Raw genomic sequence first — 14,222 nt, forward strand, 5'->3', positions numbered from 1 at the left:
TAAACGAGAAACCGACATGCTCGATTCCAAACTGTTACGTAGCAACCTTCAGGACGTAGCGGACCGCCTGGCATCCCGTGGCTTTGTGCTGGATGTTGAGCGCATCGAAGCGCTGGAAGAACAGCGCAAGACCGTCCAGACCCGCACCGAAGCACTGCAGGCTGAACGTAACGCGCGCTCCAAATCCATCGGCCAGGCCAAGCAGCGCGGCGAAGACATCGCGCCGTTGATGGCGGACGTCGAGCGCATGGCGAGTGAATTGAGCGCCGGCAAAGTCGAACTTGACGCGATCCAAACCGAACTGGACTCGATCGTGCTGGGTATCCCCAACCTGCCGCATGAATCCGTGCCGGTTGGCGAAAACGAAGACGGCAACGTCGAAGTGCGTCGCTGGGGCACTCCGACGGCCTTCGACTTCCCGGTTCAGGACCACGTGGCCCTGGGCGAGAAGTTCGGCTGGCTGGACTTCGAAACCGCCGCCAAGCTGTCTGGCGCCCGTTTCGCCCTGCTGCGCGGCCCGATCGCCCGTCTGCACCGCGCCCTGGCGCAGTTCATGATCAACCTGCACGTCACCGAGCACGGCTATGAAGAGGCCTACACGCCTTATCTGGTCCAGGCCCCGGCGCTGCAAGGCACCGGTCAACTGCCGAAGTTCGAAGAAGACCTGTTCAAGATCGCGCGCGAAGGCGAAGCCGACCTGTACCTGATCCCGACCGCCGAAGTGTCGCTGACCAACATCGTGGCGGGCGAAATCGTCGATTCGAAACTGCTGCCGATCAAGTTTGTTGCCCACACTCCGTGCTTCCGCAGCGAAGCCGGTGCGTCGGGTCGTGACACCCGCGGCATGATCCGCCAGCACCAATTCGACAAAGTTGAAATGGTACAGATCGTCGAACCGTCGAAATCGATGGAAGCGCTGGAAGGCCTGACCGCCAACGCCGAGAAAGTCCTGCAACTGCTGGAACTGCCTTACCGTACCCTGGCGCTGTGCACCGGCGACATGGGCTTCAGCGCGGTCAAGACCTACGACCTGGAAGTGTGGATCCCGAGCCAGGACAAGTATCGCGAAATTTCGTCGTGCTCCAACTGCGGCGATTTCCAGGCCCGTCGCATGCAAGCGCGCTTCCGCAACCCGGAAACCGGCAAGCCGGAACTGGTGCACACCCTGAACGGCTCCGGCCTGGCAGTGGGCCGTACCCTGGTGGCGGTGCTGGAGAACTATCAGCAGGCCGACGGTTCGATCCGCGTGCCGCAAGTGCTCAAGCCGTACATGGGTGGCCTTGAGGTCATCGGCTAAATGAAATATCTGCCGCTGTTTCACAACCTTCGCGGCAGTCGTGTGTTGGTCGTCGGCGGGGGGGAAATTGCCTTGCGCAAATCCCGCCTGCTGGCCGATGCCGGTGCGCTGCTGCGGGTGGTTGCACCTGAAATCGAAGCGCAACTGCGCGAGCTGGTTACCGGCAGCGGTGGCGAGTGCCTGGTGCGTGGCTACGCCGAAGCGGATCTGGACGGTTGCGGGCTGATCATTGCCGCCACCGACGACGAGGCGCTGAACGCACAAGTCTCCGCCGATGCCCATCGGCGTTGCGTGCCGGTCAACGTGGTGGACGCGCCAGCCCTGTGCAGCGTGATATTCCCGGCCATCGTTGACCGCTCCCCGCTGATCATTGCAGTGTCCAGCGGCGGCGATGCGCCGGTGCTGGCGCGTTTGATCCGCGCCAAGATCGAAACCTGGATTCCTTCCACCTACGGTCACCTGGCTGGTTTGGCGGCGCGTTTTCGTCATCAGGTCAAAGGCCTGTTTCCGGATGTGCAGCAGCGTCGGGCTTTCTGGGAAGACGTTTTCCAGGGGCCGATTGCCGACCGACAATTGGCCGGGCAGGGCGCTGAAGCCGAGCGCTTGTTGCAAGCGAAGATCGATGGCGAAGCGCCAGTGGCGACCGGTGAAGTCTATCTGGTGGGTGCAGGACCAGGTGACCCCGATCTGCTGACGTTCAAGGCATTGCGACTGATGCAGCAAGCCGATGTAGTGCTGTACGACCGTTTGGTGGCGCCGACGATTCTCGAACTGTGCCGTCGCGACGCCGAACGGGTTTACGTCGGTAAGCGCCGTGCCGATCACGCTGTGCCGCAGGACCAGATCAACCAGCAATTGGTGGACCTGGCCAAACAGGGCAAGCGTGTGGTGCGGTTGAAGGGCGGCGATCCGTTCATCTTCGGTCGTGGTGGTGAAGAGATCGAGGAACTGGCGGCCCATGGCATCCCGTTCCAGGTCGTGCCGGGGATCACGGCGGCCAGTGGTTGCGCGGCCTATGCCGGGATTCCGCTGACCCACCGCGATTATGCGCAATCGGTTCGTTTCATCACCGGCCACCTCAAGGACGGCTCCAGCGATTTGCCATGGGCCGACCTGGTCGCGCCAGCGCAAACCCTGGTGTTCTACATGGGGCTGGTGGGCTTGCCGATCATCTGCGAACAGTTGATCAAGCATGGTCGCGCCGCCGATACCCCGGCGGCACTGATCCAGCAGGGCACCACGGTCAATCAGCGGGTGTTTACCGGCACCCTGGCGGACCTGCCACGGCTGGTGGCGGAGCATGAAGTGCATGCGCCGACATTGGTGATCGTCGGTGAAGTGGTGCAGCTGCGCGAGAAACTGGCGTGGTTCGAAGGGGCTCAGGGGCAGGTCTGATTTGTGGCGAGGGGGCTTGCCCCCGTTGGGGCGCGAAGCGGCCCTGAAACCAGAGAATTAGATCTTGTTGAAAGATCGCGTTCGCTGATTTTACGTCTGCTTCGCAGCCGAACGGGGGCAAGCCCCCCTCGCCACCATTGATCTTGGCCACTTTCAAAATTCAGATCATATTCAGGCCTTGCGCCAAACCCCTTTCCCGCTCAACCGCTCCCGATCATGGGGCGCGGTGAAGTCCTGTGCCGGGCCTTTGGGCACCACACCCGTCGGGTTGATGGTGCGGTGGCTGGCGTAGTAGTGGTACTTGATGTGGGTAAAGTCCACCGTCTCGGCAATGCCCGGCCACTGATAGATCTCGCGTAGCCAGTTCGACAGGTTCGGATAATCCGCAATCCGCCGCAGATTGCACTTGAAGTGCCCGTAGTACACCGCGTCAAAACGAATCAGCGTGGTGAACAGGCGGATGTCCGCTTCGGTCAGGTACTCGCCTGCCAGATAGCGATTGGCGCTTAGCAGCAGCTCCAGGCGGTCCAGTTCGGCAAACACCTCATCGAAGGCTTCTTCATAAGCCTGTTGCGACGTGGCAAACCCGGCGCGGTACACGCCGTTGTTCACCGCCGGGTAGATCCGCTCGTTCAGCGCATCAATCTCGCCGCGCAGTGGCGCCGGGTAGAAGTCCAGGTCATTGCCGGTCAAATCATCGAAGGCACCGTTGAACATGCGGATGATTTCCGCTGATTCATTGTTGACGATGCGCTTTTGCTGTTTGTCCCACAGCACCGGTACGGTGACGCGGCCGGTGTAGTCGGCAGTGTCGGCGGTGTAGCGCTGGTGCATGAAGTCAAAATGGTCGAGTTTGTCGCCGGTCGAACCGAGGTTCTGGTCGAAGGTCCAGCCGTTTTCCAGCATCAACCAACTGACCACCGAGACGTCGATCAGGCTCTCGAGGCCTTTGAGTTTGCGCAGGATCAGCGTGCGATGGGCCCATGGACAGGCTAGGGACACGTACAGGTGATAGCGCCCGGGTTCGGCGGCGAAACCACCGACGCCGGTTGGTCCGGGCTTGCCGTCAGCGGTCAACCAGTTGCGGCGTTGCGCCTGTTCACGCTGGAACGCGCCGTCCTTGCTGCTTTCGTACCACTTGTCCTGCCAGCGGCCATCGACTAACAAACCCATGTTCAAGACTCCCGAAAACCAATAATCGTTGGAGTCGAGTCTATTCCGATGAGTTCGAACAAAAAGCGCAAAGATCGGGCGTGAATGATCGGTTAAATCGATTTATTCCGTGCGGCCCAGTATTGCTCGGCGGTTTCGAATGCCTGTTCGCGGCTCTGTCCGAGACCGCGCAGGGCCAGGGCCATGGTCGAAATCAAGGCCATTTGCGGGTAGCTGTCGACCACGTCGCCACGCCATACCGCTTTCAAGTGCTCGGGATCGAGCGCGGCAGGTTTGACATGACGTTGCGCGGACAATTGCGGCCATTCTTCGTCCCAGCTCTCGCCGCCGGTGGTGCCGTACAGGTGGCTGTCGGCATCCGGATTGATCTCGATTTCACCGCCATCGCCCTTGATCACGATGGCCGTATCACCGAGCAGTCCGCTGGCGTCACGGTGCACGGCTTGATAGCCAGGGTGGAAAATACTCTGCAGGCCGCAGCGCGCGCCCAGTGGATTGAGAATCCGCGCCAGCGAGTGGATTGGCGAGCGCAGGCCGAGGGTGTTGCGCAGGTCGATCATCCGTTGCAGCTGCGGCGCCCAGTCCATCAATGGCATGAAGGCCAGCCCGCCGTTATCCAGTGCCGAACCCACTTGTTGCCAGTTGCGGCACAGCGGAATGTTCAATTCGCCCAGCAGTTGCTCGCTGTACAAGCGACCGGCCGTGTGGGCGCCGCCGCCGTGCATGAAAATCCGCACGCCGTTTTGTGCCAGGCACTTGGCCGCCAACAGATACCACGGCAGATGGCGTTTCTTGCCGGCATAGGTCGGCCAATCCAGATCCACCGCCAGTGCCGGAGGGTTCAGGCGTTCGCGCAAGGCCTCGGTGAAGCCCGCCATCTCCTCGAAGCTTTCTTCCTTGTGCCGCAACAACATCAGGAACGCGCCGAGCTGGGTCTGCTCGACCTTTTCATCGAGCACCATGCCCATGGCTTCGCGGGCCTCATCGCGGGTCAGGTCGCGGGCGCCGCGTTTGCCTTTGCCAAGGATCCGCACGAACTGGGCGAACGGATGCTCGGCGGGCGTTTCGAGTGTCAGTGCTGGGTAATCGGTCATAAGCAATTCGTCGGTTTGGGCAGGCCCGCCAGTTTCGCGGCGAGTTTGGCGGGAGTGCCTTTGAACAGTCGGTTCAGGTGCAGGCTGTTGCCTTTTTCCGGGCCGAGTTTCAGGGCGGTGTACTTGATCAATGGGCGGGTGGCCGGCGACAGCTGGAACTCGGCGTAGAAGCTGCGCAGCAGTTCGAGCACTTCCCAATGTTCGGGCGTCAACTCGATCTCTTCGGCAGCCGCCAGGGCACTGGCCACATCGGCAGACCAGTCACTCAGCTCGACCAGGAAACCATCCTTGTCCAGCTCGATGGCGCGGGCGCCGACCGTCAATGCATTCATAGCCAACTGTTGACCTTGTCGTAGTGAATCGACAGTTCGACGAAGGCCGGGTAATCGATGGCCTTGGCCCAATCTGGAACCGCAAGCGCTCGGGCCTGGGCATCTTCGGCCAGGACGAACAGGTTCAGGCCGCGGGTGCTGAGCGCCGTGAACGGCGCGGTGCCTGGCTGCAACGCATAGGCCGCATCACCGGACAGCAGCAAGCCATCGTTGGCGCCGATCACGCGCAGGCAACTGGTCAGGCGTTCGTCGCCGAACGGGGAATGAGACAACACATGCAAAGTCGACATCAGAGGGTGATCACTTGGTCGTAACGGTCAATGAGGGCGGTGATTTCGTGGGCGGCCAACACCCGGGCCTCTTCCAGCGACAGGCCGCTCGGGTCGAGGCCGCGTTGGGTGAGGCTGTCGCCACAGGCGAACAGCTCCTCGACACCGAACATCGGCAGGGCTTGCAGGTTGGCGCTCAGGTCTTTCTGTTGCAGGGCCTTGGCGTTCTGACCGGCGGCCAGCTGGAACACGCCGTCGTCGAGAAACAACAGACCAATCGGCAAGTCGAAGGCGCCGCCGGCCAGCACGATATCCAGCGCTTCCCGCGCGCTCGGGCCGGACCATGGCGACTGGCGGCTGATGATCAACAAGGATTTGGCCATGTCATGCGCCTCCGAAACAGATCAGGCGGTCGGCATCCTGCGCCGCGTCATGCAATTGGCCGAGGCCGGACAGTTCCCACGGCGCACCGACGGCTACCGCCTCGCGTTGATAGCGCTTGGCTTCTTCCTCGTTCAATACGCCACGACGCAGGGCAGCGGCGATGCACACCACGCCATCGAGTTGATGGTCGCTGACGAATGTACGCCATTGTTTGGGCAGGTCCAGTTCATCCTGGGGCGTGACCACGCTGGCGGATGCGTTGTAGACACCGTCCTGATAGAAAAACAGCCGGACAATCTCGTGCCCGCCGGCCAGCGCCGCTTGGGCGAACAGCAGGGCGCGGCGCGAGGAGGGCGCGTGGGCGGCGGAAAACACGGCGATGGCGAATTTCATGGAGCACTCGATCAGCAAAACTGCGGCCATGATAATGCTTTATCGGCGGTGCGGCTAAAGTGATGTTGTCTGGGCGGGCCTCATCGCTGGCAAGCCAGCTCCTACAGGGTATACGTCGGTCACAGAACCTGTAGGCGCTGGCTTGCCAGCGATAGCGGCCGAACAGGCGATGTAAGTCTCAGCGCGGCATATATCCCAACTGCCAGCGCCGCGGGATCTTCAACGACAACACTCCGAGCGCGGCAGCCAGCAGGCCGCTGGCAAACAACGCCTTTAGCCCCAGGTGATGTTCCAGCACGGCACCGAGCACCGCGCCGGCGAACATGCCGGTCCAGGGGATCAATTGCACGCGCCAGCCGTTACGGCGCTCGCCGAGCATCCAGCGTCCCAGTCCGCGGCCGAAACGCGACAAGGCACCGGTGACGTAGGTCAGGCCTACTGGCAGGCCGTTCACTTCTTCCACCGCGGCGTTGAGCATGCCCATTGCAATGATCGCCGCCAGCAGGGCGGGCAGCTGCGCGTCGAAAGGCCAGGCTGCGGCGGCGCACAGCAGGGTGGCGATGCACAGCAACAAGGGCAGGGCCCGACGGCCACCCAGGCGGCTGACGATAATGCCCAGCGCGTTGCCGACGATGAAGGTAGCGACAAGGATCACCAGGCGCAGGGTCAAGCCAAGGTCGCCAGCGCTGATGGCGACAGCCATCCGGGTGGTATTGCCGCTCATGAACGAGACGAAGTCGCCGCTGGCCATGAAGCCGATGGCGTCGGTCATGCCAGCGAGAACCGAGAGCATGGCCACCAGGCTCAGGCCAATGCGCCCGCGCCATTTCTGCGTGTGCAAATGACCGGGGCTGGCGTGGGTCCTGGTGGTGTTGGGCAGCATCGGTGACGGGGTCCTTGAACAGTGCTTACGGTTTTATCCCATACAACTCGCAATATTCCAGCCAGTCCATACCGGCCATTTCTGCCACTTCCCGGTGCACTTCAAGGCGCTGCGCTTCGTAGTCTTCGGCTGTAGCAGCCGTCAGTTGCAGCGTCAGCTCCCAGGCGAACAGTCCGAGGCGCTCGGCTTCGGCTTCGAAAGCCTCATGCAAGCGTTCGTCGCGGTACTGCGCCTGGGTTTCACCCTTGGCCTGGGCCAGCAACGGGTTGAGATTGTCGAGGTCGTGGCGCAACTGGGGGCGTTCGTCGAGAAAACGCTTCAGTGCCTGCTCATGCTGCTGTTCGCTTGCCGCCATGGTCACTCCTTGAGTGGGGATTACGAAGACTGCTTCTTGCTGGCCTTGGCCGCTGCTGCCAGGCATTCGAGAGCAAACTGCTCGGTGTAGGTCATCTGGATCGGCGTGGTTTCACCTTTGACGGTTCTTTCGCCGTCGAGGATGTACTTGATCCGCTTGTCGGTGACGCCGATTCGCTTGGCGATCCAGGACGGCGTCTGACCGATCTGGCTGATCAGCTTGTCGGCATATTCGGTGGTCGGTTTGTAGAACTCGGCGTTGGGTGTCATCAGGTTTCCAGTCATGTGTGCGATGCGCTGCTATTGGCGCGACAGGGTGCGCGAATCGTCGCGTCATGTCGCGGTATAAATGAAGTAAAGCAGAACGATACGGGCTGCCGGGGTGATAAAGTCCGCTTTTTCCTGATGAGTGTATGCAATGCGAATTCTGATGGTGGCGCTGGCCGTGACTTTGCTGGCGGGATGCGCGGGCTCGGCGATGAACGATGCCCGCACCAAGGCCCCGTACAAGACCCTGAACTCGGAAAAACCGGCAAAAGACGTTGCCCAGTGCGTGCAATTTTCCTGGCAGGACGAGGCTGTGTTCGGCGTCGATGCCGCGGCCTATCTGGAGCCTGGCTCGAAGGGCGGCACGACCGTTTATACCCGTTCGGCAGAGTCGTTTGTGGACGTGACCACCGATGCCTCGGGCACAGTGTTGAGCTACTACGCACAAACGGATGATTTCGTGGCCAAGCGCCGGTTGGCGGCGTTGGCGACTTGCCTGTGACCTTGTTGACTGGCGCATAACCCCTGTAGGAGCCCGGCTTGCCGGCGATGGCGTTTACGAATTCGCCATCGCCGGCAAGCCGGGCTCCTACAATGTCATGCGATGTAGCTCAGGCGCTTCTGGAAAAAGAAGTGCTTGTGCCCCGGCGGGTAATCGGCAATGTGCCCGATCTCGCTGTAGCCGCATTTCTTGTAGAACTCCGGCGCCTGGAATTCAAAGGTGTCGAGCCACAGCCCGACGCAGCGTCGTTCCCGCGCCAGGTCCTCGGCCATCTGCATCAATTTCGAACCCAGACCCTGTCCCCGCGCCTGTTCCGGCACCACCAGCAAGTCGATGTACAGCCACTGGTAAAACAATCGGCCATGCAGGCCGCCGAGGATCTCGTCGTTGTCATCGCGCACCAGCAAGGCGATGTGCTCAGGCACGTTACCTTCGGCCTTCGAGCCGTTATAGGCGCGCAAGGGTTTGAGGATGGCCTGGCGTTGTTCATCCGTGGGGTTTTGCGACAGTTCGATACGCAGGTTCATGGCTATATCCATATGGCATTGAAGCCGCAGCCTATCCCGGTTGCAGCGATTGTTCCATCCCCGGAAAAGTTGAACCGTCGCCAATACGCAGCTGTCATTCCTTAAGACGCGTCACTCCAGGACGCAGCTGATGAGGAGAACGCCCGGTGAACATTTTTGAAGCCTTGCGTGAAAGCCACGAACGCCAACGGACCTATGCCAAAGCCCTGATCCACACCAGCGGGGACAGCCCTGAACGCGTCGAGGCCTACAAACAACTCAAATCTGAATTGCAGGCTCACGCCACGGCCGAAGAGCGGCATTTCTACATCCCGCTGATGGAGTTCGACAACGGGGTCGACCTCAGTCGCCATGCCATCTCCGAACATCACGAAATGGACGAAATGATGGAGGAGCTGGACAGCACCGAGATGTCCAGCCCGGCTTGGCTGGCGACCGCGAAGAAACTCTCGGAGAAGGTGCATCACCATCTCAAGGAAGAGGAGCAGAAGTTCTTCCAGATGGCCGGCAAACTGCTCGACGACGAACAGAAAGAGACGCTGGCCGGGCAGTATGAGAAGGAGTTCAAGGCGCAGCTTGCTTGAGGGGGCCTTTATTCACCTAACATGTGCACCCTCTGACAAAAAACAGGATGCGTTGTCATGTCGAACACGGCCGAGCGGGTCAACATCGTCGAGTCTCAGGTGTTGTCCCACGACTGGTACCTGCTCAAGAAAATCACCTTCGATTACCAACGCAACAACGGCGAGTGGCAACGCCAGACCCGCGAAGTCTACGACCGGGGCAATGGCGCGGCGATTCTCTTGTACAACCGCGAAAAGAGAACCGTGGTACTGACCCGGCAATTTCGCCTGCCGGTGTTCGTCAACGGACACGATGGTCTGTTGATCGAAGTGGCGGCGGGGCTGCTGGAAGGCGCGGCACCTGAAGACCGCATCCGCGATGAAGCGGAGGAGGAGACCGGTTATCGCGTGCACCATGCGCAAAAGGTATTCGAGGCGTACATGAGCCCCGGTTCAGTGACGGAAAAACTGCATTTCTTCATTGCCGAATACGACGCCAGGTCGAAAGTCAGCGCCGGTGGTGGGCTGGAGGCGGAAACCGAGGAACTGGAAGTGCTGGAGTGGGCGTTCGAGGACGCGCTCCAAGCGTTCGACCGTGGCGAAATCTGCGACGCCAAGACCATCATGCTGTTGCAGTATGCGGCGATGAAAAACCTCTTCGCCCAATCCTGACAAACACGAACCTGTAGGAGCCGGCTTGCCGGCGATGGCGTCCTCAATTGCGATGCTGCACTCAAGACCGCCATCGCTGGCAAGCCAGCTCCTACAGGATCACAAGCCTGGCAGTCGTGCGGTGCCAGGCCAGTGCCCGCCCTCCAGTGTCAGCAACAACTCCTTCGCCTCAAGCCCCCCGGCAAACCCGGTGAGCTTGCCCGAAGCACCAATCACCCGGTGACACGGCGCCACGATCGAAATCGGATTCTTGCCATTCGCCGCACCCACCGCCCTGACCGCTGCCGGGTTGCCGATCTGCTCGGCGATCTGGCTATAGCTGCGGGTCTCGCCGAACGGGATGGTCAGCAGCGCCGCCCAGACCTTCTTCTGAAATTCCGTGCCGGCAAAATCCAGTTCCAGTTCGAAGCGATCGCGGGTACCGGAAAAATATTCGCGCAACTGCGCGGCGGTACGCACCAGGATCGGGTTATCCGGCGCCTCGCTCATCGGGCCGAGGCGCACTCGCCCGAGTTTGTCGTTTTCCCAGAGGATGGCTGCCAGTCGTGAACCGTTCGCCACCAGCTTCAGCTGGCCCACGGGTGAAGCCACGGTGGTGCAGGTATAGGTCATGTCAGGGCACGCGTGAAATTGCTGAACAGGTGTTAAGGATACTGTCTCGACAGGGAGGCGCAATACGTAATCCCGACCATACTTGGCTACGGCTTTTGAAGCGTTTTCCTACGTAATAACAAGAAGAGACCGACTCATGAAGTACGAACCTTTTGCCAAATCGCTGATTGCGACCGCATTGGCACTCAGCTGCCTGACTGCTCACGCCGCCTCTGTGGCCCCGGCGACGGGGGAAAACGGCATGGTGGTCACGGCCCAGCACCTGGCCAGTCATGTGGGCGTGGATGTGCTCAAAAATGGCGGCAACGCCGTGGATGCGGCGGTCGCGGTCGGCTATGCGCTGGCGGTTGTATACCCCGCGGCAGGCAACCTCGGCGGCGGCGGTTTCATGACCATTCAGCTGGCGGACGGGCGCAAGACCTTCCTCGACTTCCGCGAAAAAGCACCGCTGGCCGCCACCGCCAACATGTATCTGGACAAGGAAGGTAACGTCGTTCCTGACTTGAGTACCCGTGGCCACCTGGCCGTGGGCGTGCCGGGCACCGTTTCGGGCATGGAACTGGCGTTGTCCAAATACGGCACCAAGCCGCGCAAGGAAATCATCGCCCCGGCCATCAAGCTGGCTGAAGACGGTTTTGTGCTGGAGCAGGGCGACGTCGATCTGCTGGACTACGCCACCGACATGTTCAAGAAGGACATGAAGGATTCCGGTTCGATTTTTTTGAGTAACGGCGAGCCGATGCAGGTCGGCCAGAAACTGGTGCAAAAAGACCTGAGCAAGACCTTGCGGGAAATCTCCGAGAAGGGCACCGACGGTTTCTATAAAGGTTGGGTGGCCGATGCCATCGTCACCTCCAGCCAGGCCAACAAGGGCATCATCACCCAGGCCGACCTCGACAAATACAAGACCCGCGAACTGGCGCCCATCGAGTGCGACTACCGTGGCTACCACGTGGTCTCGGCGCCGCCACCGAGCTCCGGCGGTGTGGTGATCTGCGAGATCATGAACATCCTCGAAGGCTATCCGATGAAGGACCTGGGCTACCACTCGGCCCAGGGCATGCACTATCAGATCGAGGCGATGCGCCACGCCTATGTGGACCGCAACAGCTACCTGGGCGACCCGGATTTCGTGAAGAACCCGATCGCCCACCTGCTGGATAAAAACTACGCGACCAAGCTGCGCGCAGCCATCAATCCACAGAAGGCCGCGGTATCCAGCGAACTCAAGCCCGGTGTAGCGCCCCATGAAGGCAACAACACCACCCATTACTCCATCGTCGACAAGTGGGGCAACGCGGTGTCGGTGACCTACACCCTCAACGACTGGTTCGGTGCCGGCGTGATGGCGAGCAAGACCGGGGTCATCCTCAACGATGAAATGGACGACTTCACCTCGAAAATCGGCGTGCCGAACATGTACGGCCTGGTACAGGGCGAGGCCAACGCCATCGCACCCGGCAAGGCACCGCTGTCGTCCATGAGCCCGACCATCGTCACCAAGGACGGCAAAGTGGTGATGGTGGTCGGTACGCCGGGTGGCAGCCGCATCATCACCGCGACCTTGCTGACCATGCTCAACGTGATCGACTACGGCATGAACATCCAGGAAGCGGTCGATGCGCCGCGTTTCCACCAGCAGTGGCTGCCGGAGGAAACCAACCTGGAAGCCTTCACCACCAGCCCGGACACGGTGAAAATCCTCGAAAGTTGGGGCCACAAGTTCGCCGGTCCCCAGGACGCCAACCACCTGGCGGCGATCCTGGTCGGCGCGCCGTCCCTGGGTGGCAAACCGGTGGGCAACAACCGTTTCTACGGGGCGAACGACCCACGGCGCAATACCGGGTTGTCGCTGGGTTATTGAAGGTTGTGTCCGAAGGGGGACGGGCTTATGTTCGTCCCCTGATCCCTCGACATTTCAAGGAAGGAAATCATGACCACTGCGTTGTTAATCATCGACGTCCAACAGGCCTTGTGTTCTGGTGAGTACGAGTGCTTCGATATCGTACGGGTCATCAACACCATCAATGACCTTTCTGCCCGGGCGCGCCGGGCCGGCATTCCCGTGGTGCTGATCCAGCATGAAGAAGCGGGCAGTCCGCTGGCCCACGACGCTGCCGGCTGGCAACTGGCCGAAGGGCTGGAAACCTCGCCCAAGGACCTGCGCGTGCGCAAGACCACGCCGGATTCGTTCTACCAGACCAACCTGCAGAAGCTATTGCCGAAAGAGGACTTCGAACGCCTGGTCATCTGCGGCCTGCAGACCGACTATTGCGTCAATGCCACCGTGCGCCAGGCGCTGAAACTGGGCTACGACGTGGTGCTGGCAGGCGACGCACATTCCACCGTCGACAACGGCAACCTCAGCGCCGAAGACATCATTGCCGAGCACAACAAGGACCTGGCGCACCTGACAGGTTCCGTGGCGCGGATCGATGTGGTCCCGGCTGCTGAAATCTGCTTCTGATAACACCATTGCGCCCCCTTGTAGGAGCGAGCCTGCTCGCGATGGACGTTGACGATAACGCGGGGGGCCAGATACCCAGCGGTGCCCGGAAGTCCATCGCGAGCAGGCTCGCTCCTACAAGGGTGAACCGAAAATCTCGATCAGTTCGTTCAGAAACGCACTCACCAGGTCCCGCTGGCGTGAGGAATGCCGCACGGCGGCATGAAAGCTGACCTCATAACGCAGCAGGTCCGGGTTCAGCGGGTGCAACTGCCCCAGCTGTTCATGCCGGGTTGCGTAGTGCTGTGGCAGAAACCCCAGGTGCTGGCCGGACAGGATCAGCAGGGCTGCGCCGTCCATGCTGTCGGTGAGTACGGTCAGGCGTTCGATGGACGTGGGGGCCGGCATTTCCGGCAGCGGATGGCTCGGCCAGACCCAGTCAAACCCGCTGACATCTTCACGGGTCAGCGCGCCGACCTGGTCGAACAGCGGATGGGAAGGCGCGCAATAGGCAATCTGGGTTTCCGGGAACAGCGGGAAGTAATCGATGTTGGGCAAGCGGTGCCAGAAGTAACCGATGGCCAGGTCGATATGGCCGTTGATGATTTTTTCTTCCAGCAGCGACGACGACAGCTCGGTGAAATGGAAGTACAGCCCCTCGTGCCGGGCCCGCAAGCGGGCAATGGCCTGGCCGATTTTCTTGTTCGCCACCGGATCGATTTGCCCCAGCAATCCGATGTTGATACTGCCCGAGACCTTGCGGTTGATGTGCTGCACTTCGACCCGGAAACCCTCGGCCGCCGCCAGCAAGCGCCGGGCTGCCTCGATGAACTGAGTGCCTTTGGGCGTCACCGAAAATCCGCCGCGCCCGCGCTCGCACAAGCGGAAACCGACCCGGGCTTCCAGCGTCGCCAGTTGCGCGCTGATCGTGGGTTGCGTGGTGTTGAGGGCGGTTTGTGCCGCCGAGATACCGCCCGCTTCGACGACGGTCAGAAATACCCGGATCAGACGCAGATCCAGCTCCGTTACAGTTCCCAGCATGGGGGCTCCCGATTCTCG

19 protein-coding genes are annotated in these 14,222 nt (G+C 61.0%); 7 read left to right on the plus strand and 12 right to left on the minus strand.

From position 1 onward, the window contains the following. The first annotated feature begins 16 nt into the window (after positions 1-16). A complete protein-coding gene (gene serS, locus B0D71_RS15270; RefSeq protein ID WP_103395495.1) occupies positions 17-1,297 on the plus strand; it encodes a serine--tRNA ligase in 1,281 nt (426 codons plus the stop codon). Beyond that, complete coding sequence (gene cysG / locus B0D71_RS15275; RefSeq protein WP_103395496.1) at positions 1,298-2,692, plus strand: siroheme synthase CysG; 1,395 nt, start codon at positions 1,298-1,300, stop codon at positions 2,690-2,692. A gap of 171 nt (positions 2,693-2,863) precedes the next feature. On the opposite strand, the gene B0D71_RS15280 is transcribed toward cysG, so the two are convergent. The 9 genes from B0D71_RS15280 to B0D71_RS15320 form a co-directional block, all read right to left on the minus strand. Further along, the gene (locus B0D71_RS15280; protein ID WP_103395497.1) at positions 2,864-3,865 is read right to left on the minus strand and encodes a glutathione S-transferase family protein; all 1,002 of its coding nucleotides are present in this window, start codon (positions 3,863-3,865) and stop codon (positions 2,864-2,866) included. Between the two features lie 92 nt (positions 3,866-3,957). Continuing rightward, positions 3,958-4,959 (minus strand): glycosyl transferase family protein, encoded by a 1,002-nt coding sequence (locus B0D71_RS15285; protein WP_103395498.1) that lies wholly within the window; start codon positions 4,957-4,959, stop codon positions 3,958-3,960. Further along, positions 4,956-5,291 (minus strand): TusE/DsrC/DsvC family sulfur relay protein, encoded by a 336-nt coding sequence (locus tag B0D71_RS15290; RefSeq protein ID WP_103395499.1) that lies wholly within the window; start codon positions 5,289-5,291, stop codon positions 4,956-4,958. Before B0D71_RS15290 ends, B0D71_RS15285 begins: the two co-directional genes overlap by 4 nt. Next, on the minus strand, positions 5,288-5,581 hold the full coding sequence (gene tusB, locus B0D71_RS15295; protein WP_103395500.1) for a sulfurtransferase complex subunit TusB: 294 nt from the start codon (positions 5,579-5,581) through the stop codon (positions 5,288-5,290). Before tusB ends, B0D71_RS15290 begins: the two co-directional genes overlap by 4 nt. Next, positions 5,581-5,943: a sulfurtransferase complex subunit TusC gene (gene tusC, locus B0D71_RS15300; protein ID WP_103395501.1), complete on the minus strand. Its 363-nt coding sequence runs from the start codon at positions 5,941-5,943 to the stop codon at positions 5,581-5,583. Before tusC ends, tusB begins: the two co-directional genes overlap by 1 nt. Before the next feature lies 1 nt (position 5,944). After that, positions 5,945-6,337 carry a sulfurtransferase complex subunit TusD gene (tusD, locus tag B0D71_RS15305; protein ID WP_103395751.1) on the minus strand — a complete coding sequence of 131 codons (393 nt, stop codon included), beginning with the start codon at positions 6,335-6,337 and terminating at the stop codon, positions 5,945-5,947. A 178-nt stretch (positions 6,338-6,515) separates the two neighbouring features. Next, on the minus strand, positions 6,516-7,220 hold the full coding sequence (locus B0D71_RS15310) for a YoaK family protein (RefSeq protein ID WP_103395502.1): 705 nt from the start codon (positions 7,218-7,220) through the stop codon (positions 6,516-6,518). 25 nt (positions 7,221-7,245) lie between these two features. Then, complete coding sequence (locus tag B0D71_RS15315) at positions 7,246-7,575, minus strand: DUF6388 family protein (RefSeq protein ID WP_103395503.1); 330 nt, start codon at positions 7,573-7,575, stop codon at positions 7,246-7,248. A gap of 20 nt (positions 7,576-7,595) precedes the next feature. Further along, the gene (locus tag B0D71_RS15320; RefSeq protein WP_103395504.1) at positions 7,596-7,844 is read right to left on the minus strand and encodes a hypothetical protein; all 249 of its coding nucleotides are present in this window, start codon (positions 7,842-7,844) and stop codon (positions 7,596-7,598) included. A gap of 148 nt (positions 7,845-7,992) precedes the next feature. Between B0D71_RS15320 and B0D71_RS15325 the strand changes: the two genes are divergently transcribed. Continuing rightward, the gene (locus B0D71_RS15325; protein WP_103395505.1) at positions 7,993-8,343 is read left to right on the plus strand and encodes a hypothetical protein; all 351 of its coding nucleotides are present in this window, start codon (positions 7,993-7,995) and stop codon (positions 8,341-8,343) included. A 95-nt stretch (positions 8,344-8,438) separates the two neighbouring features. Here B0D71_RS15325 and B0D71_RS15330 read toward each other — a convergent pair whose 3' ends face one another. Continuing rightward, entirely contained in the window at positions 8,439-8,870 is a 432-nt protein-coding gene (locus tag B0D71_RS15330) for a GNAT family N-acetyltransferase (protein WP_103395506.1), read from the minus strand. 146 nt (positions 8,871-9,016) lie between these two features. Here B0D71_RS15330 and B0D71_RS15335 point away from each other — a divergent pair, with 146 nt between their 5' ends. Beyond that, a complete protein-coding gene (locus tag B0D71_RS15335) occupies positions 9,017-9,454 on the plus strand; it encodes a hemerythrin domain-containing protein (RefSeq protein ID WP_103395507.1) in 438 nt (145 codons plus the stop codon). 57 nt (positions 9,455-9,511) lie between these two features. Continuing rightward, positions 9,512-10,105 (plus strand): NUDIX domain-containing protein, encoded by a 594-nt coding sequence (locus B0D71_RS15340; protein ID WP_103395508.1) that lies wholly within the window; start codon positions 9,512-9,514, stop codon positions 10,103-10,105. A gap of 99 nt (positions 10,106-10,204) precedes the next feature. On the opposite strand, the gene B0D71_RS15350 is transcribed toward B0D71_RS15340, so the two are convergent. After that, on the minus strand, positions 10,205-10,717 hold the full coding sequence (locus B0D71_RS15350; protein ID WP_103395509.1) for a methylated-DNA--[protein]-cysteine S-methyltransferase: 513 nt from the start codon (positions 10,715-10,717) through the stop codon (positions 10,205-10,207). A gap of 136 nt (positions 10,718-10,853) precedes the next feature. Here B0D71_RS15350 and ggt point away from each other — a divergent pair, with 136 nt between their 5' ends. Next, positions 10,854-12,581: a gamma-glutamyltransferase gene (ggt, locus tag B0D71_RS15355; protein WP_103395510.1), complete on the plus strand. Its 1,728-nt coding sequence runs from the start codon at positions 10,854-10,856 to the stop codon at positions 12,579-12,581. A 69-nt stretch (positions 12,582-12,650) separates the two neighbouring features. Then, positions 12,651-13,184 carry a cysteine hydrolase family protein gene (locus B0D71_RS15360; RefSeq protein WP_103395511.1) on the plus strand — a complete coding sequence of 178 codons (534 nt, stop codon included), beginning with the start codon at positions 12,651-12,653 and terminating at the stop codon, positions 13,182-13,184. Between the two features lie 114 nt (positions 13,185-13,298). On the opposite strand, the gene B0D71_RS15370 is transcribed toward B0D71_RS15360, so the two are convergent. After that, a complete protein-coding gene (locus B0D71_RS15370; protein WP_103395513.1) occupies positions 13,299-14,204 on the minus strand; it encodes a LysR family transcriptional regulator in 906 nt (301 codons plus the stop codon). Between the last annotated feature and the right edge of the window lie 18 nt (positions 14,205-14,222).

The organism is Pseudomonas laurylsulfativorans, from assembly GCF_002906155.1.
In the GTDB taxonomy this organism is placed as follows: domain Bacteria; phylum Pseudomonadota; class Gammaproteobacteria; order Pseudomonadales; family Pseudomonadaceae; genus Aquipseudomonas; species Aquipseudomonas laurylsulfativorans.

What these genes read in the sequence shown, in the direction of transcription:
- serS (WP_103395495.1), top strand. Translation starts at nt 17, where the DNA reads ATGCTCGATTCCAAACTGTTACGTAGCAACCTTCAGGACGTAGCGGAC.
- cysG (WP_103395496.1), top strand. Translation starts at nt 1,298, where the DNA reads ATGAAATATCTGCCGCTGTTTCACAACCTTCGCGGCAGTCGTGTGTTG.
- B0D71_RS15280 (WP_103395497.1), bottom strand. Translation starts at nt 3,865, where the DNA reads ATGGGTTTGTTAGTCGATGGCCGCTGGCAGGACAAGTGGTACGAAAGC.
- B0D71_RS15285 (WP_103395498.1), bottom strand. Translation starts at nt 4,959, where the DNA reads ATGACCGATTACCCAGCACTGACACTCGAAACGCCCGCCGAGCATCCG.
- B0D71_RS15290 (WP_103395499.1), bottom strand. Translation starts at nt 5,291, where the DNA reads ATGAATGCATTGACGGTCGGCGCCCGCGCCATCGAGCTGGACAAGGAT.
- tusB (WP_103395500.1), bottom strand. Translation starts at nt 5,581, where the DNA reads ATGTCGACTTTGCATGTGTTGTCTCATTCCCCGTTCGGCGACGAACGC.
- tusC (WP_103395501.1), bottom strand. Translation starts at nt 5,943, where the DNA reads ATGGCCAAATCCTTGTTGATCATCAGCCGCCAGTCGCCATGGTCCGGC.
- tusD (WP_103395751.1), bottom strand. Translation starts at nt 6,337, where the DNA reads ATGAAATTCGCCATCGCCGTGTTTTCCGCCGCCCACGCGCCCTCCTCG.
- B0D71_RS15310 (WP_103395502.1), bottom strand. Translation starts at nt 7,220, where the DNA reads ATGCTGCCCAACACCACCAGGACCCACGCCAGCCCCGGTCATTTGCAC.
- B0D71_RS15315 (WP_103395503.1), bottom strand. Translation starts at nt 7,575, where the DNA reads ATGGCGGCAAGCGAACAGCAGCATGAGCAGGCACTGAAGCGTTTTCTC.
- B0D71_RS15320 (WP_103395504.1), bottom strand. Translation starts at nt 7,844, where the DNA reads ATGACACCCAACGCCGAGTTCTACAAACCGACCACCGAATATGCCGAC.
- B0D71_RS15325 (WP_103395505.1), top strand. Translation starts at nt 7,993, where the DNA reads ATGCGAATTCTGATGGTGGCGCTGGCCGTGACTTTGCTGGCGGGATGC.
- B0D71_RS15330 (WP_103395506.1), bottom strand. Translation starts at nt 8,870, where the DNA reads ATGAACCTGCGTATCGAACTGTCGCAAAACCCCACGGATGAACAACGC.
- B0D71_RS15340 (WP_103395508.1), top strand. Translation starts at nt 9,512, where the DNA reads ATGTCGAACACGGCCGAGCGGGTCAACATCGTCGAGTCTCAGGTGTTG.
- B0D71_RS15350 (WP_103395509.1), bottom strand. Translation starts at nt 10,717, where the DNA reads ATGACCTATACCTGCACCACCGTGGCTTCACCCGTGGGCCAGCTGAAG.
- ggt (WP_103395510.1), top strand. Translation starts at nt 10,854, where the DNA reads ATGAAGTACGAACCTTTTGCCAAATCGCTGATTGCGACCGCATTGGCA.
- B0D71_RS15360 (WP_103395511.1), top strand. Translation starts at nt 12,651, where the DNA reads ATGACCACTGCGTTGTTAATCATCGACGTCCAACAGGCCTTGTGTTCT.
- B0D71_RS15370 (WP_103395513.1), bottom strand. Translation starts at nt 14,204, where the DNA reads ATGCTGGGAACTGTAACGGAGCTGGATCTGCGTCTGATCCGGGTATTT.